Raw genomic sequence first — 19044 nt, 5'->3', positions numbered from 1 at the left:
ATGGCCGGGCCGCTCCCGGCCATCCGGACGACGTGCAGGAGGCGGTGCCGCCCGAACCCTTCTCAGATCTTGACGATGTAGCGGCGGTTGAACTTGCCGCCTTCGATGAAGTAGGCACCGAAGTCGGGCGTCACGTCGCCGTACTCGTCGAGGTCGAGCGACGACGAGGCGCCCTCGTAGTTGATCTTGCCGGCCTTCAGCGCCTCCTTGCCCTCGGCGAAGGTGGAAACCTTCTTGCCGTCGGCGTGGTCGACGTCGCGCAGCTTGGCGACGACCGCGGGGATGTCGGCGGTCCCGGCCGCCTCGATGGCGAGCGCCAGCAACGTCATCATGTCCCACGTCATGGCAGCATAGACGTTGTTGGTGCCGGGCTGGCCCATCGCCTTCTGGTAGGCCTCGTCATAGACCTTGAAGGCCTCGGAGCCCTCGTTCGACACGGAGTCGACCGAGATGATGCCTTCCACGACCTCGTTGCCGAGGGCCTCGACGAGCTGCGGGTTCGCGGCCCAGCCGGGGATGATCCACTTGACCGGCTGGCCTGTCTGGAACCACTCGCGCAGGATGATGGTGGTATCGGCGATGTAGGAACCGGTGACGATGACGTCCGGGTTCGCCGCGAGCACCTTCATCAGCTCGGAGCGGTAGCTCGCCTGGTTCGGCTCGTAGACGACGCTTTCCACCACCTCGCCGCCCTTGGCCTTCCAGGCCTTGGCGAAGCCCTCGGTGTTGCCGATGCCCGAGGCATTGTTGAAGGCCATGGTGGCCGGGCGCTTGAAGCCCTCCTTCTCGCAGATCTCGGCAAAGGCGCGGCCGAAGCGCTCGTTGGTGGCCTGGAAGCGGAAGCCGAGGCCCTTGGCGTTGGCCGGCGGCACGGACAGGGCCGGCGCGCCCGAGCAGTGCATCAGCGGGATGCCGGCGTCGTTGGTCAGCGGAATGACGGCAAGCGACACGCCCGAGGACCAGGTGCCGAGAATGGCCTGCACCTTGTTGACCTCGATGAGCTTCTTGGCCGCGAGCACGGCCGCCTGCGGGTTCGTCTGCGTGTCCTCGGCGACGATCTCGATCTTGCGGCCGGCGGCGCCGCCCGCCGCATTCACGGCCTCGGCGGCGGCGATGATCATCTTCTGCATGCCGGAGCCGTAGGGGCCGCCGGCACCGGTGATGGGGCAGAGCGCGCCGATGCGGATGACGTCGGCGCCCTGGGCGCGCACGATCGCGGGCGCGGCAATGAGCGCCGCACCGGCGGCGACCGAGCCCAGGAATTCCCGTCTGGTTGTCTTCATGGCATATCCTCTGGCTTATCGGGTTTCTTGCTTCATGCGTCGAGCGCGTCCTTCACGAAGCGCCCCTCCTTCATGATGGCGGGCATTGACCGGCCCTGGCCCGTCAGCAGGGCAAGGTCGTCGAGCGGGTTGCCGTCGACGACGATGAGATCGGCATAGGCGCCGGGCGCGATGCAGCCGATCTTGCCCTCCATGCCGCAAAGCTTCGCCGCATCGATCGTGGCCGAGCGGATCACGTCCCCGGCAGGCAGCACGCGGCCGCGGATGACGAACTCCTCCGACTGGTGGCGGTGCATGGCGCCGAGGAGGTCGGATCCGTACACCATGGTTACGCCCGCCGCCTTCAGGATTTCGAGCGAGCGCAGGCCCGCCAGGCGCACGTCGTCGATCTTGACCACGGAGGTCTCGGGCAGGCCGTACTCGGCACCCTCGTTCTTCAGTGCCTCGTAGGTGACGAGCGTCGGGCAGGCGACGGCGCCCTTCTCGGCCATCAGCCTGGCTGTCTCGGCCGTGATGAGGTTGGCGTGCTCGACGGAGTGGATGCCGCACTCGACCCCGCGGCGGATGGCCTCGTCGGTGTAGAGGTGGGCCGCAACATAGGTCTGGGCGTTGCGCGCCTCCTCGACGATGGCCGTCAGCTCCTCGCGCGAGAAGCCCATGAAGGCGATCGGGTCGGTGGGCGAGGCGACGCCGCCGTTGGCCATGATCTTGATGAACTGGGCGCCGGCCTTGATCTCCTCGCGCGCGGCCAGACGCACCTCGCTCACCCCGTCGCAGATACGGCCGAGGGAGCCGAGCTTGCGGTCGAAGGCGTGGCGGTCGCGCACGTCGTAGCGGCCGCGGAAATCGCAGTGGCCGCCGGTCTGCGACAGCGCCTTGCCACAGATGACGAGGCGCGGCCCCTCGAAGAGCCCCAGCTCCACCGCCTGCTGCAGGCCGACGTCGGCGCCGCCGACATCACGCACGGTGGTGAAGCCGCGCATCAGCATGTCGCGCATGATGGCGGAGGCATGGGCGGCCACGAGCGAGTCGGGCAGCAGCGCGTTGCGGCCGAGGTTCGCCTCGGAGGCGACGACGTGGACGTGGCAGTCGATGAGGCCCGGCATCAACACCTTGCCGGCAAGGTCTACGACGCGGGCATCCTTCGCGTGCAGCGGCGCGTCGGAGACCTCGCGGATGTACTTGTCCTCCACCAGGACGTGAACTCCCTCGCGCGGCGCGTCGCTGGTGCCGTCGACGATGCTGGCGTTCTGGAAGATGGTGATGCTCATCGTGTTCCCTGGGTTTGTGCGGCGGTGCCGCCGTGTCTCGTTGTCAGCCCTTCCGTGCGACGTCCGCGCGCGCCGGTACGGTCTCGGCGATGCTGCTGGCGGTCGCGGCGGTTTCCCCCGCGGGGCGGAACTCGCGCTTGACCTGGCGTTTCCAGAAGGCGAGCAGGTCCCGGAAATAGGCCGGGTCGTCCTTCACGGGTGTCTGGGCGATCATGCCCCGGATGAGGCACATGGTTGCGTTCATGAGGACGAGCGCATGGTCGACCTCGACCCCCGCCTGGCCGGCGAGCTCGGCCCAGACGGCGTTGAGCCCGGCATGGAACTCCTTGACGACGGGAATGATGCTCTCGCGGAAGTCGCCATTATGGCGGGCCTCCGGCAGGAACTCCATCGTCACGTAGAACAGGCGGTCGTTCATGATCCGCCAGAGGAAGTCGACGATCTCGTCGGTGGAGCCGCCGGAGTGGCGGATGTCAGCGGCCATCTGGTGCAGGGAGGCCGTGCTCTGGCGCAGCATATGCGCCACGGCGGCGACGATGATCTCTTCCTTGGAGCTGAAATGGTGGGTCAGGGCCCCGCGCGAGACGCCGGCGCGCTCGGCGATGTCCGATGTCGACATGCGGTAGAGGCCGCGGTCGTGCAGCAGGTCAATGGTCGCCTCGAGCAGGCGTGCCACCGTGTCCGCGCTGCGCTCCTGCTGCGTCCGTCGCTGCCGGCGTTCTGTCATGTTGCCTCCTTTTCGCCACAAGTTTGAATCGTCGGAAAGAAACCGTCAATCCTGTTTGTACAGACCGGCCTGTTTTTAAGTTGGGCACGGCTGCCGCCGAAACGGGCATCCTGCTCGTCGTTTCGCGGATGGGATGACTTTCGGCCCCGCCCGTGGCAAAGCCCGCCCGAGAGCAAGCGGGCCGAGGACGTGGGCCGATGGCGGCAAGACCGATCGTGATGTTTCCGGATCCGCGCCTGCGCGAGGTGGCGGCCCCCGTCGTCGCCTTCGACCAGGCGCTGCACGCCCTGGCGCACGACCTCCTCGACACGATGCGGGCCGCGCCGGGCATCGGGATCACCGCGCCGCACATCGGCGTTCCGCTGCGGCTCGTCGTCATCGAGCTGCCGGACGAGGAGCCACGCTTCTACGTCAACCCGCTTGTCGAATGGGCATCCGACGAACGCGCGCCATACGGAGGGCAGCGTCTCCATGCCGGGCATCAGCGAGGAAGTGGAGCGGCCGGCGTATGTGCGCGTACGGTTCTGGACGCTCGACGGGGAGGAGAAGGTGGAGGAGGCCGGCGGGCTCCTCGCGGTGTGCCTGCAGCACGAGATCGACCAGCTCGACGGCATCTTCTGGACCGCCCGGCTGTCGCGGCTGAAGCGCGAGCGCGCCGTGCGCCGCTATGAGAAGCTGCGCCGGCCCTGAGAACGGAGGGCTCCTCAACGCAAATTGAACGGGCGTCGTCGCCGCGCGGCCGGCGGGCGCGTGACGGCGGCGGCAAAGCGGGCCAATCTCGGCCGGGAGGGCTCGCATGCCTGCGCCGGGGTACCGTTCATGAATCGCTCTATCGCGCTTGCCTTGGCCGCGGGCCTCTCCGCCCTCGCCGCCTTCCTCGGCCCGCCTGCCGGGGCCGACGAGGCGAAGGAGGCGTGGCAGGACATCCTGGCGGCGGCGCGCGGCCAGAGCGTCTACTTCAACGCCTGGGCGGGCGATCCGCAGACCAACGCCTTCATCGCCTGGGTCGGCGAGCTTGCCCGCGAGCGCTACGGCATCGACGTGCGGCACGTGAAGCTCGCCGATACCGCCGAGGCGGTGACCCGCGTCGTGGCGGAGAAGGCGGCCGGCCGTGAGACGGGGGGCAGTGTCGACCTCGTCTGGATCAACGGCCCCAACCTCCTGTCCTTGAAGGAGAAGGGCCTGCTCTTCGGTCCCTTCGTCGAGAAGCTGCCCAACTGGCGCCATGTCGACAGGACCAAGCCCTCCAACCTCACCGACTTCACCATCCCGGTGGAGGGCTACGCCGCGCCCTGGCGAATGGCGCAGGTCGTCTTTCTCTATGATTCGGCGCGCACGCCTCCCGCCAGCCTGCCGAGGACGATCCCCGCCTTCCTCGACTGGGCGAGGGCCCATGCGGGGCGGCTGACGCATCCCCATCCGCGGGACTTCCTGGGGGCCACCTTCCTCAAGCAGGCGCTCGTCGAGCTTGCGCCGGACCCCGCCGTGCTGCAGCAGCCGGCGAGCGAGGAAACCTTCGCGACGGCTACGGCGCCGCTCTGGGCCTGGTACGATGCGCTGCGGCCGCACCTGTGGCGCGGCGGCGAGGACTTTCCAGCCACCGGCACGGCGCAGCTCTCCATGCTCGCGGACGGCGAGATCGCCCTCGCCATCTCCTTCAACCCGGCCGACGCTGCCGTCGGCATCCGCAAGGGCACGCTGCCGCAGACTGCGCGCGTCCATGTGCTCGACGGCGGCACGATCGGCAACACGAGCTTCGTCGCCATTCCCTTCAACGCGGCGCACAAGGAAGCCGCCATGGTGCTGGCGAACCTGCTGATGTCGCCGGAGGTGCAGGCGCGCGCGCAGGATCCTGCGACGATCGGCGCCTTCACGGTGCTCGACCTCGCCAGCCTTTCGGAGGCCGAGCGCGCCCGCTTCACGCCGCCGGCCGATGCGGTCGGTCTGCCGGACAATGCCGCGCTGGGCACGCCGCTGCCCGAGCCGCATCCGAGCTGGATGACGCGGCTCGTCGCGGAGTGGGAGCGGCGCTATACGCGCTGAGCTGGCGATGCTGCTGCGCCTTGCCCCGGCCGCCACGCTCGCCGTCCTCGCCGGGCCGGTTGTCCTGGGGCTCGCCTTCACGGTGCTGCCGGCCTTCGGCTTCCTCCCGGCGCTCGGCGGCACGACCTTCTCGCTCGATCCCTGGCGCGGGCTCTTGGCCGCGCCCGGCCTTTCCACCGCGCTGACGCTCACCGTCGGCACCGGGCTCGCGACGACGCTTCTTGCCCTCGCGCTCGCCGCGGGCCTCTGCGCCGCTGTGGCGCACCGGCCCGGCATGGCGCGGCTGCAGCGCCTCATGGTTCCGCTGCTCGCCAGCCCGCCGAGCGGGCTCGCCCTGGGCTTCGCCTTCCTCGTCATGCCGAGCGGCTGGCTGGTGCGCCTCGTCTCCCCCTGGGCGACGGGCTGGGCGGTGCCGCCGGCAGGGCTGGTGACAGTGGGCGACCCGCTCGGCATCAGCCTCGTCGCCGCGCTTCTCATCAAGGAAGTGCCCTATCTCACCTTGATGGTCTTCGCCGCCTCCGCCACGGTGCCGGTCGAGCGGCTCATGGCGGCGGCGCGGGCGCTCGGCCGCGATGCGGCAACGGCCTGGGTGTCGGTGGTCTTCCCGCAGCTCTACAGGCAGGTGCGCCTGCCGGTCTTCGCCGTCCTCGCCTTCTCCATGTCGGTCGTTGACGTTGCCATCATCGTCGGCTCCACCAACCCGCCGCCGCTTGCGGTCCTCGCCACGCGGTGGTTCCTGGGCTACGACCTTGCCTACTTCCATACGGCCGCAGCGGCCGCGACGCTGCAGCTCGTGCTCGTGGCGCTTGCCATCCTGCTCTGGCTCGCCCTCGAAAGGCCCGTTGCCGCCCTCGGACGCCGCTGGCTCGCCCGCGGATCGCGCTCGCGCGCAGCCGGCGGGGCTGCCGGCGTTGCCGGAGCCGTCGCCGCTCTCCTCATCCTTCTCGGCCTGCTGTCGCTGCTCGCGATGCTGGTGTGGTCGCTCGCCGGGTCGTGGCGCTTTCCCGCCGCCCTGCCGGACAGCTGGCAGCTGTGGCTTTGGCGGGGCGAGGCCGGCGATGCCGCCGCGCTCGCCTCGACGAGCGCCGGCATTGGTCTTGCGGCCGTTGCCGTCGCCCTCGTGCTGACGCTGGCCTGCCTCGAGAACGAGCAGCGCCACGGGCTGCATCCCGGGGCTGCGGTGCAATGGCTGGTCTATCTGCCGCTCATCGTGCCGCAGATCGCCTTCCTCTTCGGGGTGCAGGTGCTGCTGGTCCGGGCCGGGCTCGACGGCACGCTGCTTGCTGTCGTCTGGGCCCACCTCGTCTTCGTGCTGCCCTTCGTCTTCCTGTCCCTTGCCGATGCCTACCGTGCGCTCGACCCGCGCTATGCCATGACGGCGGCAGCGATGGGCGCCGGCCGGTGGCAGGTCTTCCTCACGGTGAAGCTGCCGCTGCTCGCCCGGCCCATCCTCATCGCCGCAGCCGTCGGCTTTGCCGTCTCGATCGCGCAGTACCTGCCGACGCTGTTCGCCGGGGCCGGGCGGGTGGCGACGCTGACGACGGAGGCCGTCACGCTCTCCTCCGGCGGCGATCGGCGCATCCTCGGTCTCGTCGCCGTGCTGCAGGCGGCGCTGCCGCTTGCGGCCTACGGCCTCGCGCTGGCGCTGCCCTTCCTCGCCTTCCGCCGCTTCAGGGGCATGGCATGAGCGAGGGAACGGCCTTGCGCGGCGCGCTTGTGCTCGAGGAGGTTTCGATCACCTCGCGCGTGGGCGCGCGGCTCATCGACAGGCTCAGCCTCACCGTCGCCCCCGGCACCGTGGCGACGGTGATGGGGCCGAGCGGCATCGGCAAGTCCACCCTGCTCGCCTATGTCGCCGGCTTTCTCGACAGGCGCACCTTCGCGGCCGAGGGGCGCGTGATGATCGGGAAGGAGCGGCTCGATACGCTGCCGGCCGAGGCGCGGCACGTCGGCATCCTGTTCCAGGATCCGGTGCTGTTTCCGCACCTCAGCGTCGCCGGCAACCTGCTGTTCGGCCTGCCGCGCACACGCTGGCGCAGCCGGGCGCAGCGTCGCGCGCGGGTCTCCGAGGTGCTGGCGCAGGCCGGGCTTGCCGGCTTCGAGGACCGCGATCCCGCCACGCTGTCAGGCGGGCAGAAGGCGCGTGTCAGCCTTCTGCGCACCCTGCTCGCCGAGCCGCGGGCGCTGTTGCTCGACGAGCCGTTCGGCAAGCTCGACGCTCCGCTGCGCGCGGAGGTGCGCGCCTTCGTCTTTGCCCATGCCCGCGAGCGCGGGTTGCCGACGCTGCTCGTCACGCATGACGCGGAGGATGCCGAGGCGGCAGGTGGCCCGGTGGTGGCGCTCAACGGCCCCGGCGGCGTCAGGCCGCCCTGCGATTGAAAATGGCGTCGTAGCCGGCGCCGATGGCGGCCGCATCGCTCACCGATATCGGCACGAGCGGCGGGCGCACGTTGAGCCAGGCGGGGTCGCCGGTGCGGTGGGCGACGAGCGCCTTCACCGCCGGTGTGACGGGATATTTCAGCACCAGCTCCACGAGCCGGCTGATGCCTTCGTCCGGCTCGGCGCGGTCGATCAGCCGGGCGAGCCTGTCCGGGCAGACGTTGGCGAGGCCCGAGATCGAGCCCTGGCCGCCGAGCGCCACGCCCTGCGCGAGGTAGCGCTCGTCGCCGATCAGGATGACGAGATCGCCATGGGCGGCGAGGAGCGCCTCGGTATAGGCCCAGTCGCCGGAGGAATCCTTGACACCCGCGACGATGCCGGGGAAGGCGGCCTTCAGCCGGCCGATCAGCGCGACCGACAGCGGCACCTCCGTGACGGACGGGATATTGTAGAGGATCACGTCGCGCGCCGCGCCGCCCAGCTTCTCGAAGAAGGCGGCGAACCAGGCAAAGAGCCCGTCGTCACTCACGCCCTTGAAGTAATAGGGCGGCGGCAGCAGCAGGGCCCTGCAGCCGGCGTCGAGCGTCAGCCGCGCCTGCGCGAGCGCTTCGTCCAGCGACGTTGCTGCGAGACCGCCGACGATCTTCCTTCCCGGAATGCCGGCGCCGAGGAGCGCGCCGGTGATCCTGTACCGGTCGGCGAGCCCGATGGAAGGTCCCTCGCCGGTGGTGCCGAACGCCGTGACGCTGTCGCAGCCGTTGGCAAGGCACCATCCGGCATGGGCCACGAGGCGCGGCAGGTCGATGGCGCCGTCCGTCTGGACGGGAAGGGTCATGGCGGCCGACAGGCCGAAACGGTCGCGCGTGGCGGACAAGACGAGAATCCCCTGACGAGAGCGGAGGAGGGCCGCGTGATGGATAGACTAACATGTTACAGATTCCACATTGACTGGCAAGTGTGCGCGGCACCGCTCACGGCTGCCGCCGGACGGGCTTCAGGAACGTGCGTTCCTCCGCGTGGATGAACCGGCCTTCCTCCGCCATGCGGAAGTTCGCCGCCCCGGCCGGGTCGGCCCGGAGCCGGGCCCGGTAGGCCTCGTAGGCGGCGAGGCTGTCGAAGGAGATGAGGCCCCAGGCGATGTTGTTCACGCCCTCGTGCGGCAGGAAATAGCCGACGAGGTCGCCCCCGCAGGCGGGGATGATGTCGAGCCAGTTGCGCGCATAGGCCTCGAAGGCGTCGCGCCTGTAGGGGTCTATCCAGTAGCGGATGGAGACGGTGACGGTCATGGGGTCGCTCCTGGCCATTCGGCTTCAGTCCTGTCGGTGGAGACCGGAGCGGTACCATGGGCTCATGCGGGCGCCGGTGTTACGGTCTTCTCCGAAACATAAGGCAAAGGCATGTGCCAGACTGGGTGCCTCGCAGGGAGACCGCAGATGGTGTCGACAGCGGCCTTCGCCGAAATTGCCGCCCTCGCCGGGGAGCCCGCACGGGCGGCCATGCTGCAGGCCCTGATGGAGGGGCGGGCGCTGACGGCCGGTGAACTGGCCCGGGCCGCCGGCGTGACGCCGCAGACGGCGAGCGGCCACCTCGCCCGTATGGCCGGGGCCGGTCTCGTCGCCGTCGAGAAACAGGGCCGCCATCGCTATCACCGGCTCGCCTCGCCGGCCGTGGCGCAGATGGTGGAGGGCATTATGCAGATCGCCGCGACGCGCCCCGCGCCGGTGCGACGGCTGGTGGTCGGGCCGCGCGACGAGGCGCTGCGCCGCGCCCGCACCTGCTACGATCACCTCGCCGGCCGGCTCGGGGTCGCCCTGGCCGATGCGCTCGTCGCGGCCGGGCATGCCGAGATCGAGCCGGAGGCCGCCAGCCTGACGGCGAGCGGCGTCGATCTCCTCGCCAGCCTCGGCATCGACCTGCCGTCTCCGGCGGCCGGGCGGCGCGCCCGCATGCTGTGCCGGCCCTGTCTCGACTGGAGCGAGCGCCGCCCGCATCTGGGCGGCGCCGTCGGTGCGGCCCTGTGCAGCCATTGCCTCGCCCAAGGCTGGATCCGGCGCATCGAGGGCAGCCGCGCAGTCGCCGTCACGCGCAGGGGCGAGGAGGCGCTGCGCCGGCATTTCGGCATCGTCCTCACCTGAGGATGTCGGTGGCGCGATGGTCGCTGCCGACCGTATCGACGAAGAAAACCGCACCCTCCGCATTCTCCCGGCGCAGTGGCAGGATGGCCTGGTAGGCCGGGGACCGGTACCAGGCGCGGGCGCTCGCCCTGTCGGGAAAGGCGATGATGACGAGGTCGCCCTCGAACGATCCCTCGAGCGGCTCGATGGGCTCGCCGTGCAGGACGAAGCGGCCGCCGAAGGGCGCGAGCGTCGCGTCGATCCGCTCGAGATACTCCGCGATGGCAGGGCCCATCCTGACGGCGTGCAGGTGGGCGACGGCAAAAGTGGTCATGTCGGTCTCCCGGAATGGTTCAGGCCGGCGAAAGGGCCGCGTCGCGGCGCAGGCCGAGCCACTGCGCCGCCGCAAAACCCCCCACCACGGCCGCCTGGAACAGCACGAAGGCGGTGCCGAGCGCGGTCGGCGCCACCCAGCCGCCGACGAGGAGGGCAAGGCTCTCGACGACCCACAGGAGGTTGACGGCGACGATTGCGAGCACCGCGCCGCGGGCAATGCGCTCGCGCGTGCCGACGAAGGCGACGACGATCGCATAGGGCACCAGGAACAGCCCCGCATAGCGCAGGAGCGATTCCGGCAGGCCGAGAACGCCCTCCAGCAGGCCGGCGCCCGCGATCATCGCAAGCCCCGTTGCTTCGCTCGCCACGCCATCGCCGAGGAGTGCGAGGCGCAGGAAGGACATGGAACGCTTGGTCGGCATGGGTTCTCTCCGTGGCGTGGTGTCATCAACGCCGGGGAGCATCCCGCCCGGACGGCGGCGTGCCAATTAAGCCGCAGGTAATTGGCAAGCGGCGCCGGGGCGCTATCGTCGGGCCATGACGAGGCCCTTCACCACTCCCGCCCGCACTGTGGGCGACCACATCCGCCGCTGGCGGCAGCGCCGGCGGCTCAGCCAGCTCGCCTTCGCGCTCGATGTCGAGATCTCGCAGAAGCACCTGAGCTTCATCGAGAGCGGCCGCTCGGTGCCCAGCCGGGCGATGATCCTGCGCCTCGCCGAGCGGCTCGACGTGCCGCTGCGCGAGCGCAACCTCATGCTGCTGGCCGCAGGCTACGCGCCCCTCTATCCCGAGCGGAGCCTCGACGATCCGGCCCTCGCGCCGGCCCGGCGGGCCATCGACCTGGTGCTCGAGGGCCATGCGCCGTTCCCTGCCCTCGCCATTGACCGGCACTGGACCATGGTGGCCGCCAATGCGGCAGTGTCGCCCTTCGTGGCGCTCGCCGCCGACAGGAGCCTGACGGAGCCGCCCGTCAACGTGCTGCGCCTCAGCCTGCATCCGGCCGGGCTCGCGCCCCACATCCTCAACCTCGCCGAATGGCGGGCGCATCTCCTCGACCGTCTGCGGCACCAGATCGAGGTGACCGCCGATCCCGTCCTCATGGCGCTGATGGACGAGCTGAAGGCCCTTCCCGCACCGGACGGAGGCGAGGGCGACAGCGCGCTGGCGGGCATCGAGGACTTCGGCGGCGTGCTCGTGCCGCTGCGCCTTGCGACGCCGGGGGGCGTGCTCTCCTTCTTTTCGACAACCACCGTCTTCGGCACGCCTGTCGACATCACCCTCGCGGAGCTCGCGATCGAGGCCTTCTTCCCGGCGGACGAGGCGACGGCGGCGGCCCTCAGCGCGCCCCGGGTGCCAGCGCCACGCTCTTGATCTGCGCATAGACGGCCATGCCCTCGGCGAGGCCGAGCCGCTCGAAGGAGCGGCGCGTGACGCGCGCGAGGATGCGCGCTCCGGCGCCGTCGCGCCCGAGGCCGAGCACGGCCGTGACCTCGTCGCCGCCAGTCTGTGCGGTCAGGATGCGCGTCTCGAGCACGTTGAGAATGGTGCTCGGTCCGGGGGGCTCGCGGGCGAGGCTCACGTCGCCGGCAGCGATGCGCAGTCGCCGGCGCTCGCCGATCGCGGTGCCCGCGCCTGCCGGCACGATGAAGGTGCCGCCCGCGACGGCGAGCGTCGCAAGGCCATAGGCGGCATCGACCGCAGTGACGACGGCATCGAGCCCGACAGCGGCATCGCGTGCCGTCGCGAGCGGCAGGGCCGGATCGCTCTGCAGGGCGGCGAGCGGCCCGGCGGCGAGGACGCGCCCCGCGCGCATCAGCACGAGATGGTCGGCGAGCCGCTCCACCTCGCGCATGTCGTGGGTGACGTAGAGGACGGGCAGGGAAAGGGCGAGGTGCAGCCGCTCGAGGAAGGGCAGGATCTCGTCCTTCGTGTCCCGGTCGAGGGCCGACAGGGGCTCGTCCATCAGCAGCAGCCGCGGCTGCGAAAGCAGGGCGCGGCCAATGGCCACACGCTGGCGCTCGCCCCCGGAGAGGTTGTGCGGCGCGCGGGACAGGAGCGGGGAGAGGCCGAGCAGGTCGACGACGTCGTCGAAGCGGATGGCCGCATCGGCCGGCATGCGTCCCCGCACGCCATAGAGGAGGTTGGCCCGCACCGACAGGTGCGGAAAGAGGCTTGCTTCCTGGAAGACGTAGCCGACCGGCCGCCGATGCGGCGGGCGGAAGGTGGCGGCGTCCTGCCACGTCTCCCCGGCGACGCGGCAGGAGCCGGCAAGACGCGTGAGGCCGGCGATGCAGCGCAGCACCGTCGTCTTGCCACAGCCGGAGGGGCCGAAGATGGCGGTGACGCCCCGGCCCGGCGCCGTGAAGGCGACGTCGAGCGCGAAGCTGCCGTGGCGCCCCGTGAAGGCCACCTCGATCGTCGGCGCCGTCATTCGCGCACCCGTCCCACGTGCCTGTCCACGAGCGTCACCGCCAGGATGACGAGGAAGGCGAAGGCGACCATGCCGGCGGCCAGCAGATTGGCCTCGCGCCACTGCAGCGTCTCGACATAGTCATAGATGGCCACCGAGAGCACCTTCGTCTCGCCGGGGATGTTGCCGCCGATCATGAGGACCACGCCGAATTCGCCCACCGTGTGGGCGAAGCCGAGCACGGCCCCGGTGAGGAAGCCGGGCCGGGCGAGCGGCACGGCCACGGTCCAGAAGGCGCGCAGCGGCGAGGCGCGCAGCGTCGCCGCCACCTCGAGCGGCCGCTCGCCCATGGCCAGGAATGCGTTGCGGATGGGCTGAACCACGAAGGGCATGGAATAGATGACGGAGCCGATGACGAGCCCCTCGAAGGTGAAGGCGAGGGTGCGTGCGCCCCACAGTCCTGCGAGCAGCCCGCCGGGCCCCGACGGGCCGAGCAGCAGCAGCAGGTAGAAGCCGAGCACGGTCGGCGGTAGCACGAGGGGCAGGGCGACGATGGCCGCGACGACCTCCGCCCACCAGCGCCGCGAGCGCGCCAGCCACCACGCGAGCGGCGTGCCGACGAGGATAAGCACGAGCGTGGTGACGGCAGCGAGCTGCAGCGTGAGGCGAACGGCTGTCGAGATCTCCGTCGTCATGGGGCAGCCCGGCTCAGGTTCCGCCGTCGCCGGTGCCGTATCCGTAGCGCTCGATGATGGCGCGCGCCTCCGGCCCCTTCAGGAAGGCGACGAAGGCGGCCGCTGCCTCGTTGCCGGCCGCCTTCCTCAGCAGCACGGCATCCTGGCGGATCGGCCGGTGCAAATGCTCGGGCACGAGCCAGCGCGAGCCGTCGCTCCGTCCCGCAAGCTGCGCGGCGGCGACGAAGCCGAATTCGGCATTGCCGGTGTCGATGAACTGGAAGGTCTGGGTGATGTTGTTGCCCTGCACCAGCCGGGACTCGACCGCCGCGAGCCCGCCAAGGCTCCGGAGTACCTCAACGGCCGCGGCGCCATACGGGGCGACCTGCGGATTGGCGATGGCGAGCTTCTGGAAGTCGCCCTCGCGCAGTGCATCCTCGCTGGCCTTGCGGCTGGCGTCCCTGCTCCACAGGACGAGGCGGCCGACGGCATAGGTGAAGCGGCTGCCTTTCTCTGCCAGGCCCTCGTCGATCGCCTGCTGGGGGCGCTCGGCGTCGGCGGAGAGAAAGACGCCGAAGGGCGCATCCTGCGTGATCTGCGCATAGAGCTGGCCTGTCGCGCCGAAGCTCAGCACGGCATCGTGTCCGGTCTTCTCCCTGAAGGCGGCAGCGATTTCCTTCGCCGGCTCCGTGAAGTTGGCGGCGACAGCGACATGAACCTCGCCCGCAAGAGCCTGCGTCCCGAGCACGGCCGCAACGAGAAGGGAGACGATGGCTGGCGTCTTCATCGGCGGGGCTCCGTGCGGGCGGCGGCCGGTCCGGGCTTCGTGCAGGCGTTATATTCCGACGTATATAACGCGTCGTCTGGCTGCGGGGAAGCACAGGCGATGCTATCGTGGCCCGAAACGGGTGGCCGCGGCGCCGGCGCCGTGGCAGGGCCGCCCCGTGTGCAGCGAACCGGGAGACGAGACGTGCCGCAGGACGCAGCGCCCTCCATCCGCATCGGCATCGGCGGCTGGACCTACGAGCCCTGGCGGGGAACCTTCTATCCCGAGGGGCTCGCCCAGAAGCGCGAGCTCGAATATGCGAGCCGCAGGCTCACCTCCATCGAGATCAACGGCACGTTCTACGGCTCGCAGAAGCCCGAGAGCTTCGCCAGATGGCGGGAGGAGACGCCGGAGGGCTTCGTCTTCTCCCTCAAGGGACCGCGCTTTGCCACGAACCGGCGCGTGCTGGCCGAGGCGGGCGAGTCGATCGAGCGGTTCGTCACCGGCGGCATCGCTGAACTGCGCGAGAAACTCGGGCCCATCAACTGGCAGTTCGCGCCGACCAAGAGGTTCGACCCGGACGATTTCGCTGCCTTCCTCGCGCTCCTGCCGAAATCGGTCGACGGGCTCGCCCTGCGCCACGCGGTGGAGGTGCGCCACGACAGCTTCCGCTCGCCGGACTTCATCGCCCTGCTGCGCGAGCACGCGGAGGTCGTGGCGGGGGACAGCCCGTATCCGCAGATCGCGGATGTGACGGCGCCCTTCGTCTATGCCCGCATCATGGGCACGAGCGCGGGCGAGGCGCTCGGCTATGCTACGGCTGCGCTCGACGCCTGGGCCGAGCGTGCCCGTGCCTGGGCGGCGGGGAGCGCACCCGGCGACCTCGACACCGTCTCCCCCCACGTTGCGGCGCCACAGGGGCGTGACGTGTTCCTCTACGTCATCAGCGGCCACAAGGTGGTCAATCCAGCAGCCGCCATGGCGCTCGTCGAACGGCTGGCCTAGCACGGCCCGCGCTCGTGGCGTCCTCGCCGCCAGGCGCGGCAGGGGGGAGCCTCCGATTTTCCTTTCCTGATCCTGGCCCTGCGCGAGAGCAGAGAATGCTTCTCTGCGCGCCCTGCATTGCAGCGCCCGCCGGGCACCGGATTGTTTTCGTGCGAACAGTTAGATCTGCGGGCAGGACGATGTTCTGTTTTTTCTTACAGTATAGAACGGGCGGAAAGAGAAAAATTGATGATATGTCGTTGATCGCTCTCGTGTGCACAGATCGCCCATAACACAGCCGCGGAATGCATTGAGCTGCAGGCACGTTGGCGGCTTTTCTACAGCGGAGTGTTCGAGGGGCGCTCCTTCGTTCTGTCCATTTTAAGGCTTCGCCGCCCCGCGTTCGGCGCATGTCGCCGTAGCGCGCGAGGTAGCTCGTCCGACGCTCCCACCACTCCACAGCGCTCGCAACGCGTAGAGGATAGAATGAAGCCGGCTAATAATATGAAATTGAGCGGTTCGCTCGTTGCGCTGGCGATGGTATCGTCCTCGTCGGCTCTGGCTCAGAATTCCTGGACCGGAGGGAGCTCATACTACTACACGTGCGGTATCTATACGTGCTCGGTGGCCGGCAACAATCTGTGGTCGACGAGCAGCAACTGGTCCAACGGGATCCCGACGGCGTCGCAGGACGTCAACATCGGCCTTTCGACCTATCAGAGCGGCTCCAGCGGACGCCCGGTCCAGCACGACACGGTCCAGAATACCGGTTCAGCCGCTGCCGGTAACCTCTTCATCGGCTTCTCGGGGGGCAGGGCGGCCAGCGGCAGCTTCGGTGCGGGCTACCTCACCAATTCCGGTACGCTGGCGGTCAGCAATACCATGGTTGTCGGCTCGACTGGCGTCGGCAACTTCTCAAACTCGGGCACCACGACGGTGGGGGGCAACCTCGCGGTCGGCACGATCGTGTCCGGTGCCCTCTCCAATGCCGCGACCGGTACGATCACAGTCAACGGCCGCGTATCGCTCGGCACGAATGCATCGGGCACCGGCCGCCTCCTCAACAACGGCCGGATCACGAGTGGCGACCACTTCGTCATCGGCGAGTCGGGCTACGGCGAGTTGTACACGGTCGGACTGCCGGCAACGACGACCGTGGGCGGAGACATCGCCATCGGCGCGACTGCTACCGGTGTCGGCATCTCCATCACTTCCCAGGGGACCATGAACGGCAGCGGGCGCCTCGATGTCGGCGTGCGCGGCGCGGGGCATCTGATCGTCCAGAGCGGCGGAAGCGTCAACAACGAGATCGGTGTCATCGCCAAGGAGCCGGGGGCGTGGGGTTACGCGCTGGTGAACGGCGCCGGCAGCCTTTGGCACAGCCGCCAGTCGCTCACCCTCGGCTCCGAGAGCGGCACCGAGGGCGTACTCGTCATCAACGAAGGTGGCACGGTGCGCGTGGCCAATGGCCTGGGCACGCTGACCATCGGCGAGAAAGCCGGCTCCACGGGCATCCTCAACATCGGCGCCTTTTCACCGCTCGGCATCGACTATGGCCTGCACGCGACGGCGAAGGACTGGCTCTCGAACGCCGACACGACTTCTGCCGCCGTCGCGCCGGGCACGCTCGACGCCAACTTCGTCCTCTTCGGGGAGGGCTCCGGCACGGTCAATTTCAAGCATACGGGCAGCCTGGCCCAAGACTACCGCTTCAAGGCGGGCTTCGCCGGTCTCGGCACTGTCAATCACTACGATGGCTTCACGGTCCTCGACGGGGACTCATCCGGATTCACCGGACCGGCTCACGTCTACGGCGGCACGATGGTGGTCAACAACGTGCTCGCCGGCGATGTCACGGTGCATGCCGGCGGCACGCTGCGCATCGGCCACGAGGGGGCGACCGACGCCGGCGTCACCGGCCATGTCGTCAACGACGTCGTCAACAACGGCGTGGTGCAGTTCAACCGGTCCGATGCCTACACCTACGGCCAGGTGATCAGCGGGACCGGGGCAGTCGAGCAGATCGGAACCGGAACGACGATCCTGACCGGCGCCAACACCTATACTGGGCCCACCACTATCTTCCGTGGCACGCTGCAGCTGGGCGACGGCGGTACCACCGGCTCCATCGACGCCACGTCGGGCGTCGACATCCGTGCCGACGGCACCCTCGCCTTCAACCGGTCCGACGTGAAGATCTTTGACCGTCAGATCACCGGCGCGGGCACGATCCGGCAGATCGGCACCGGCGTGACGCGTCTCACCGCCAACAATTCCGGCTTCACGGGCCGCAGCTTCGTCGATGCCGGCACGCTCTCCGTCAACGGCGTCCTCGGCGGCACAGTGGACGTGAATGCGGGCGGCACGCTGGAAGGCCTCGGACAGGTGGGCTCCACGGTCGTGCATGCGGACGGCACCATCGCCCCGGGCAACTCCACCGATCCCGACCGGACCCCCATCGGCACCCTCACCATCGCCGGCAATCTCACGCAGGAGGCAGGATCCTTCTACCAGACCGAGGTGCGCTCGACCGGTGAAAACGACCTCATCCACGTCACCGGCACGGCAACGATCGAGGCCGATTCCATCCTCAACGTGACCAAGATCGATCCGGCCCGCTATGAGCTGGAGCACCGATATACGGTGCTGACGGCGGACGGTGGCCGCACCGGCACGTATACCCTGACCGGCGACACCTGGGTGTCGACCTTCTACCGCATCGAGGACCAATACGACGACAACAACGTCTATCTCGACGTGGCGCAGTTCCGCCTGTTCCCGGAAGCGGGGCGGACGGTCAACCAGATCAACGCAGCGACGGCTGCGCAGGAGCTCAAGTGGCAGCGGGATCCGGTCACCAACTACCCGACCAATGAGTTGTTCCGCGCCATCGCCTACCTGCAGACGGACGACGAGGCGCGCGACGCCTTCGACAAGATCTCGGGCGAGATCTACGCCTCGACCAAGACCAGGCTTCTCGAGGAAAGCCGCTTCGTCCGCGATGCCACGGGCAACCGCCTGCGCACGGCGCTCGGCGGTCTTGCCCGCAAGGCGCGGACGGTGAGCCGCGACCTCAAGGACCCGATGCCGGACAAAGGTGAGCCGAGGGCCAAGGATGGTCTCGTCCTGTGGGGTGAAGGCCTGGGGACCTGGAACAGCAACAACGGCGATGGCAACGCTGCCACCGTCGCGCACAGCACGCTCGGCTTCCTCGTCGGCGCCGACATTCCGCTCGCAGACAAGGTCCGTGTCGGCGTCGTCGGCGGCTACAGCCAGTCCCGGTTCAACGTCCGCGAGCGCAATTCCAATGCGACGAGCGACAACTATCATATCGGCCTCTACGGAGGCGCGCAGTGGAACCGGCTCGGCCTGCAGCTCGGCGCCGGCTACACCTGGCACGACATCAGCACCACGCGCGACGTGAATTTCCCCGGCTTCTCGGAGCGCCTCGCCTCGCACTATGACGCAAGCACGCTGCAGGCCTATGGCGACCTCGGCTATGCGCTGCGCTGGGAGGCCCTGAAGCTGGAGCCCTTCGGCAGCCTCGCCTATGTCAGGCAGGAGGACGACAAGTACCGCGAGGAAGTAGGCGTTGCGGCCCTGACGAGCACCGGCCATTCCGTCGACAAGCTTTTCGGCACGCTCGGTCTGCGGCTCGAGCAGAACTTCAATGTCTACGGCGTAGGGCTGACCGCCCGCGGCATGCTGGGCTGGCGTCATACCTTCGGCAAGACCTGGGTCAGTGCCGTCCATGCCTTCGCCGGCAGCAGCCCCTTCAGGGTCTACGGCGTGCCGCTTGCGAAGAACGTGGGCGTCGTGGAGACCGGCCTCGATGCCGCCTTCACCGAAAAACTGACGGTCGGCGTCGCCTATTCCGGCCAGTTCAGCAAGGCAACCGAGACCCATGGCGTCGTTGGCAACCTGAGCTGGAAGTTCTGAGAAGCCGCGCGCGCCGGCTCCCCGCCAGGAGCCCGGCGCGTCGGGGCGGCGAACGTCCTCCCACGGTGTCCTGCTGCTGCCGGCGAGCCATGCAGCGGGCGCGCTTGCTTTTCCTGCT

The 19044-nt window shown here is 69.3% G+C and carries 17 protein-coding genes and 1 pseudogene; 8 read left to right on the top strand and 10 right to left on the bottom strand.

Annotated features, from left to right (window positions below; translation table 11 throughout):
• Nucleotides 1-62 precede the first annotated feature (62 nt).
• The 3 genes from HNQ73_RS14430 to HNQ73_RS14420 are packed head-to-tail and all read right to left on the bottom strand — an operon-like array spanning nucleotide 63 to nucleotide 3281.
• The gene (locus HNQ73_RS14430; RefSeq protein WP_183335578.1) at nucleotides 63-1283 is read right to left on the bottom strand and encodes an ABC transporter substrate-binding protein; all 1221 of its coding nucleotides are present in this window, start codon (nucleotides 1281-1283) and stop codon (nucleotides 63-65) included.
• A gap of 32 nt (nucleotides 1284-1315) precedes the next feature.
• On the bottom strand, nucleotides 1316-2554 hold the full coding sequence (locus HNQ73_RS14425; RefSeq protein ID WP_183335577.1) for a metal-dependent hydrolase family protein: 1239 nt from the start codon (nucleotides 2552-2554) through the stop codon (nucleotides 1316-1318).
• Nucleotides 2555-2597: 43 nt separating this feature from the next.
• Entirely contained in the window at nucleotides 2598-3281 is a 684-nt protein-coding gene (locus HNQ73_RS14420) for a TetR/AcrR family transcriptional regulator (protein WP_244650216.1), read from the bottom strand.
• 197 nt (nucleotides 3282-3478) lie between these two features.
• Here HNQ73_RS14420 and HNQ73_RS14415 point away from each other — a divergent pair.
• The 4 genes and pseudogenes from HNQ73_RS14415 (at nucleotide 3479) to HNQ73_RS14400 (ending at nucleotide 7703) form a co-directional block, all read left to right on the top strand.
• A pseudogene (locus tag HNQ73_RS14415) lies at nucleotides 3479-3971 on the top strand (peptide deformylase).
• A gap of 129 nt (nucleotides 3972-4100) precedes the next feature.
• Entirely contained in the window at nucleotides 4101-5324 is a 1224-nt protein-coding gene (locus tag HNQ73_RS14410; protein WP_183335576.1) for an ABC transporter substrate-binding protein, read from the top strand.
• A 7-nt stretch (nucleotides 5325-5331) separates the two neighbouring features.
• Nucleotides 5332-7011, top strand: a complete 1680-nt coding sequence (locus HNQ73_RS14405) for an ABC transporter permease (protein WP_183335575.1) — start codon at nucleotides 5332-5334, stop codon at nucleotides 7009-7011.
• Nucleotides 7008-7703: an ATP-binding cassette domain-containing protein gene (locus HNQ73_RS14400; RefSeq protein WP_183335574.1), complete on the top strand. Its 696-nt coding sequence runs from the start codon at nucleotides 7008-7010 to the stop codon at nucleotides 7701-7703. Before HNQ73_RS14405 ends, HNQ73_RS14400 begins: the two co-directional genes overlap by 4 nt.
• Here HNQ73_RS14400 and HNQ73_RS14395 read toward each other — a convergent pair.
• Nucleotides 7684-8577 carry a dihydrodipicolinate synthase family protein gene (locus HNQ73_RS14395; protein WP_276513681.1) on the bottom strand — a complete coding sequence of 298 codons (894 nt, stop codon included), beginning with the start codon at nucleotides 8575-8577 and terminating at the stop codon, nucleotides 7684-7686. The two genes, HNQ73_RS14400 and HNQ73_RS14395, sit on opposite strands and share 20 nt — an antisense overlap.
• A 97-nt stretch (nucleotides 8578-8674) precedes the next feature.
• A complete protein-coding gene (locus HNQ73_RS14390; protein WP_183335573.1) occupies nucleotides 8675-8989 on the bottom strand; it encodes an NIPSNAP family protein in 315 nt (104 codons plus the stop codon).
• A gap of 147 nt (nucleotides 8990-9136) precedes the next feature.
• On the opposite strand from HNQ73_RS14390, the gene HNQ73_RS14385 reads away from it, so the two are divergent.
• Entirely contained in the window at nucleotides 9137-9838 is a 702-nt protein-coding gene (locus HNQ73_RS14385; RefSeq protein WP_183335572.1) for an ArsR/SmtB family transcription factor, read from the top strand.
• On the opposite strand, the gene HNQ73_RS14380 is transcribed toward HNQ73_RS14385, so the two are convergent.
• Together HNQ73_RS14380 and HNQ73_RS14375 are read right to left on the bottom strand one after the other, a co-directional pair.
• Entirely contained in the window at nucleotides 9831-10151 is a 321-nt protein-coding gene (locus HNQ73_RS14380) for a DUF1330 domain-containing protein (RefSeq protein WP_183335571.1), read from the bottom strand. The two genes, HNQ73_RS14385 and HNQ73_RS14380, sit on opposite strands and share 8 nt — an antisense overlap.
• Before the next feature lie 19 nt (nucleotides 10152-10170).
• Entirely contained in the window at nucleotides 10171-10575 is a 405-nt protein-coding gene (locus tag HNQ73_RS14375) for a hypothetical protein (protein WP_183335570.1), read from the bottom strand.
• 115 nt (nucleotides 10576-10690) lie between these two features.
• Here HNQ73_RS14375 and HNQ73_RS14370 point away from each other — a divergent pair, with 115 nt between their 5' ends.
• Nucleotides 10691-11524 (top strand): helix-turn-helix domain-containing protein, encoded by an 834-nt coding sequence (locus HNQ73_RS14370; protein ID WP_183335569.1) that lies wholly within the window; start codon nucleotides 10691-10693, stop codon nucleotides 11522-11524.
• Here HNQ73_RS14370 and modC read toward each other — a convergent pair.
• The 3 genes from modC to modA are packed head-to-tail and all read right to left on the bottom strand — an operon-like array spanning nucleotide 11490 to nucleotide 14024.
• Complete coding sequence (gene modC, locus HNQ73_RS14365; protein WP_183335568.1) at nucleotides 11490-12584, bottom strand: molybdenum ABC transporter ATP-binding protein; 1095 nt, start codon at nucleotides 12582-12584, stop codon at nucleotides 11490-11492. The genes HNQ73_RS14370 and modC overlap by 35 nt on opposite strands.
• Nucleotides 12581-13258 (bottom strand): molybdate ABC transporter permease subunit, encoded by a 678-nt coding sequence (gene modB, locus HNQ73_RS14360; protein WP_183335567.1) that lies wholly within the window; start codon nucleotides 13256-13258, stop codon nucleotides 12581-12583. Before modB ends, modC begins: the two co-directional genes overlap by 4 nt.
• 13 nt (nucleotides 13259-13271) lie before the next feature.
• Nucleotides 13272-14024, bottom strand: a complete 753-nt coding sequence (gene modA, locus HNQ73_RS14355; RefSeq protein ID WP_183335566.1) for a molybdate ABC transporter substrate-binding protein — start codon at nucleotides 14022-14024, stop codon at nucleotides 13272-13274.
• Between the two features lie 183 nt (nucleotides 14025-14207).
• Here modA and HNQ73_RS14350 point away from each other — a divergent pair, with 183 nt between their 5' ends.
• Together HNQ73_RS14350 and HNQ73_RS14345 are read left to right on the top strand one after the other, a co-directional pair.
• Nucleotides 14208-15008, top strand: a complete 801-nt coding sequence (locus HNQ73_RS14350; protein WP_183335565.1) for a DUF72 domain-containing protein — start codon at nucleotides 14208-14210, stop codon at nucleotides 15006-15008.
• 483 nt (nucleotides 15009-15491) lie between these two features.
• Complete coding sequence (locus HNQ73_RS14345) at nucleotides 15492-18926, top strand: autotransporter domain-containing protein (protein ID WP_183335564.1); 3435 nt, start codon at nucleotides 15492-15494, stop codon at nucleotides 18924-18926.
• Nucleotides 18927-19044 lie beyond the last annotated feature (118 nt).

The organism is Chelatococcus composti (genome assembly GCF_014201415.1).
Classification (GTDB): domain Bacteria; phylum Pseudomonadota; class Alphaproteobacteria; order Rhizobiales; family Beijerinckiaceae; genus Chelatococcus_A; species Chelatococcus_A composti.
This window is presented reverse-complemented; position numbering and strand designations above follow the sequence as displayed.

Coding starts and splice junctions, on each gene's coding strand:
- HNQ73_RS14370 (WP_183335569.1), top strand. CDS start 10,691: ATGACGAGGCCCTTCACCACTCCCGCCCGCACTGTGGGCGACCACATC.
- HNQ73_RS14385 (WP_183335572.1), top strand. CDS start 9,137: ATGGTGTCGACAGCGGCCTTCGCCGAAATTGCCGCCCTCGCCGGGGAG.
- HNQ73_RS14345 (WP_183335564.1), top strand. CDS start 15,492: ATGAAATTGAGCGGTTCGCTCGTTGCGCTGGCGATGGTATCGTCCTCG.
- HNQ73_RS14375 (WP_183335570.1), bottom strand. CDS start 10,575: ATGCCGACCAAGCGTTCCATGTCCTTCCTGCGCCTCGCACTCCTCGGC.
- HNQ73_RS14380 (WP_183335571.1), bottom strand. CDS start 10,151: ATGACCACTTTTGCCGTCGCCCACCTGCACGCCGTCAGGATGGGCCCT.
- HNQ73_RS14405 (WP_183335575.1), top strand. CDS start 5,332: ATGCTGCTGCGCCTTGCCCCGGCCGCCACGCTCGCCGTCCTCGCCGGG.
- HNQ73_RS14430 (WP_183335578.1), bottom strand. CDS start 1,283: ATGAAGACAACCAGACGGGAATTCCTGGGCTCGGTCGCCGCCGGTGCG.
- HNQ73_RS14425 (WP_183335577.1), bottom strand. CDS start 2,554: ATGAGCATCACCATCTTCCAGAACGCCAGCATCGTCGACGGCACCAGC.
- HNQ73_RS14420 (WP_244650216.1), bottom strand. CDS start 3,281: ATGACAGAACGCCGGCAGCGACGGACGCAGCAGGAGCGCAGCGCGGAC.
- modB (WP_183335567.1), bottom strand. CDS start 13,258: ATGACGACGGAGATCTCGACAGCCGTTCGCCTCACGCTGCAGCTCGCT.
- HNQ73_RS14390 (WP_183335573.1), bottom strand. CDS start 8,989: ATGACCGTCACCGTCTCCATCCGCTACTGGATAGACCCCTACAGGCGC.
- modA (WP_183335566.1), bottom strand. CDS start 14,024: ATGAAGACGCCAGCCATCGTCTCCCTTCTCGTTGCGGCCGTGCTCGGG.
- modC (WP_183335568.1), bottom strand. CDS start 12,584: ATGACGGCGCCGACGATCGAGGTGGCCTTCACGGGGCGCCACGGCAGC.
- HNQ73_RS14400 (WP_183335574.1), top strand. CDS start 7,008: ATGAGCGAGGGAACGGCCTTGCGCGGCGCGCTTGTGCTCGAGGAGGTT.
- HNQ73_RS14410 (WP_183335576.1), top strand. CDS start 4,101: ATGAATCGCTCTATCGCGCTTGCCTTGGCCGCGGGCCTCTCCGCCCTC.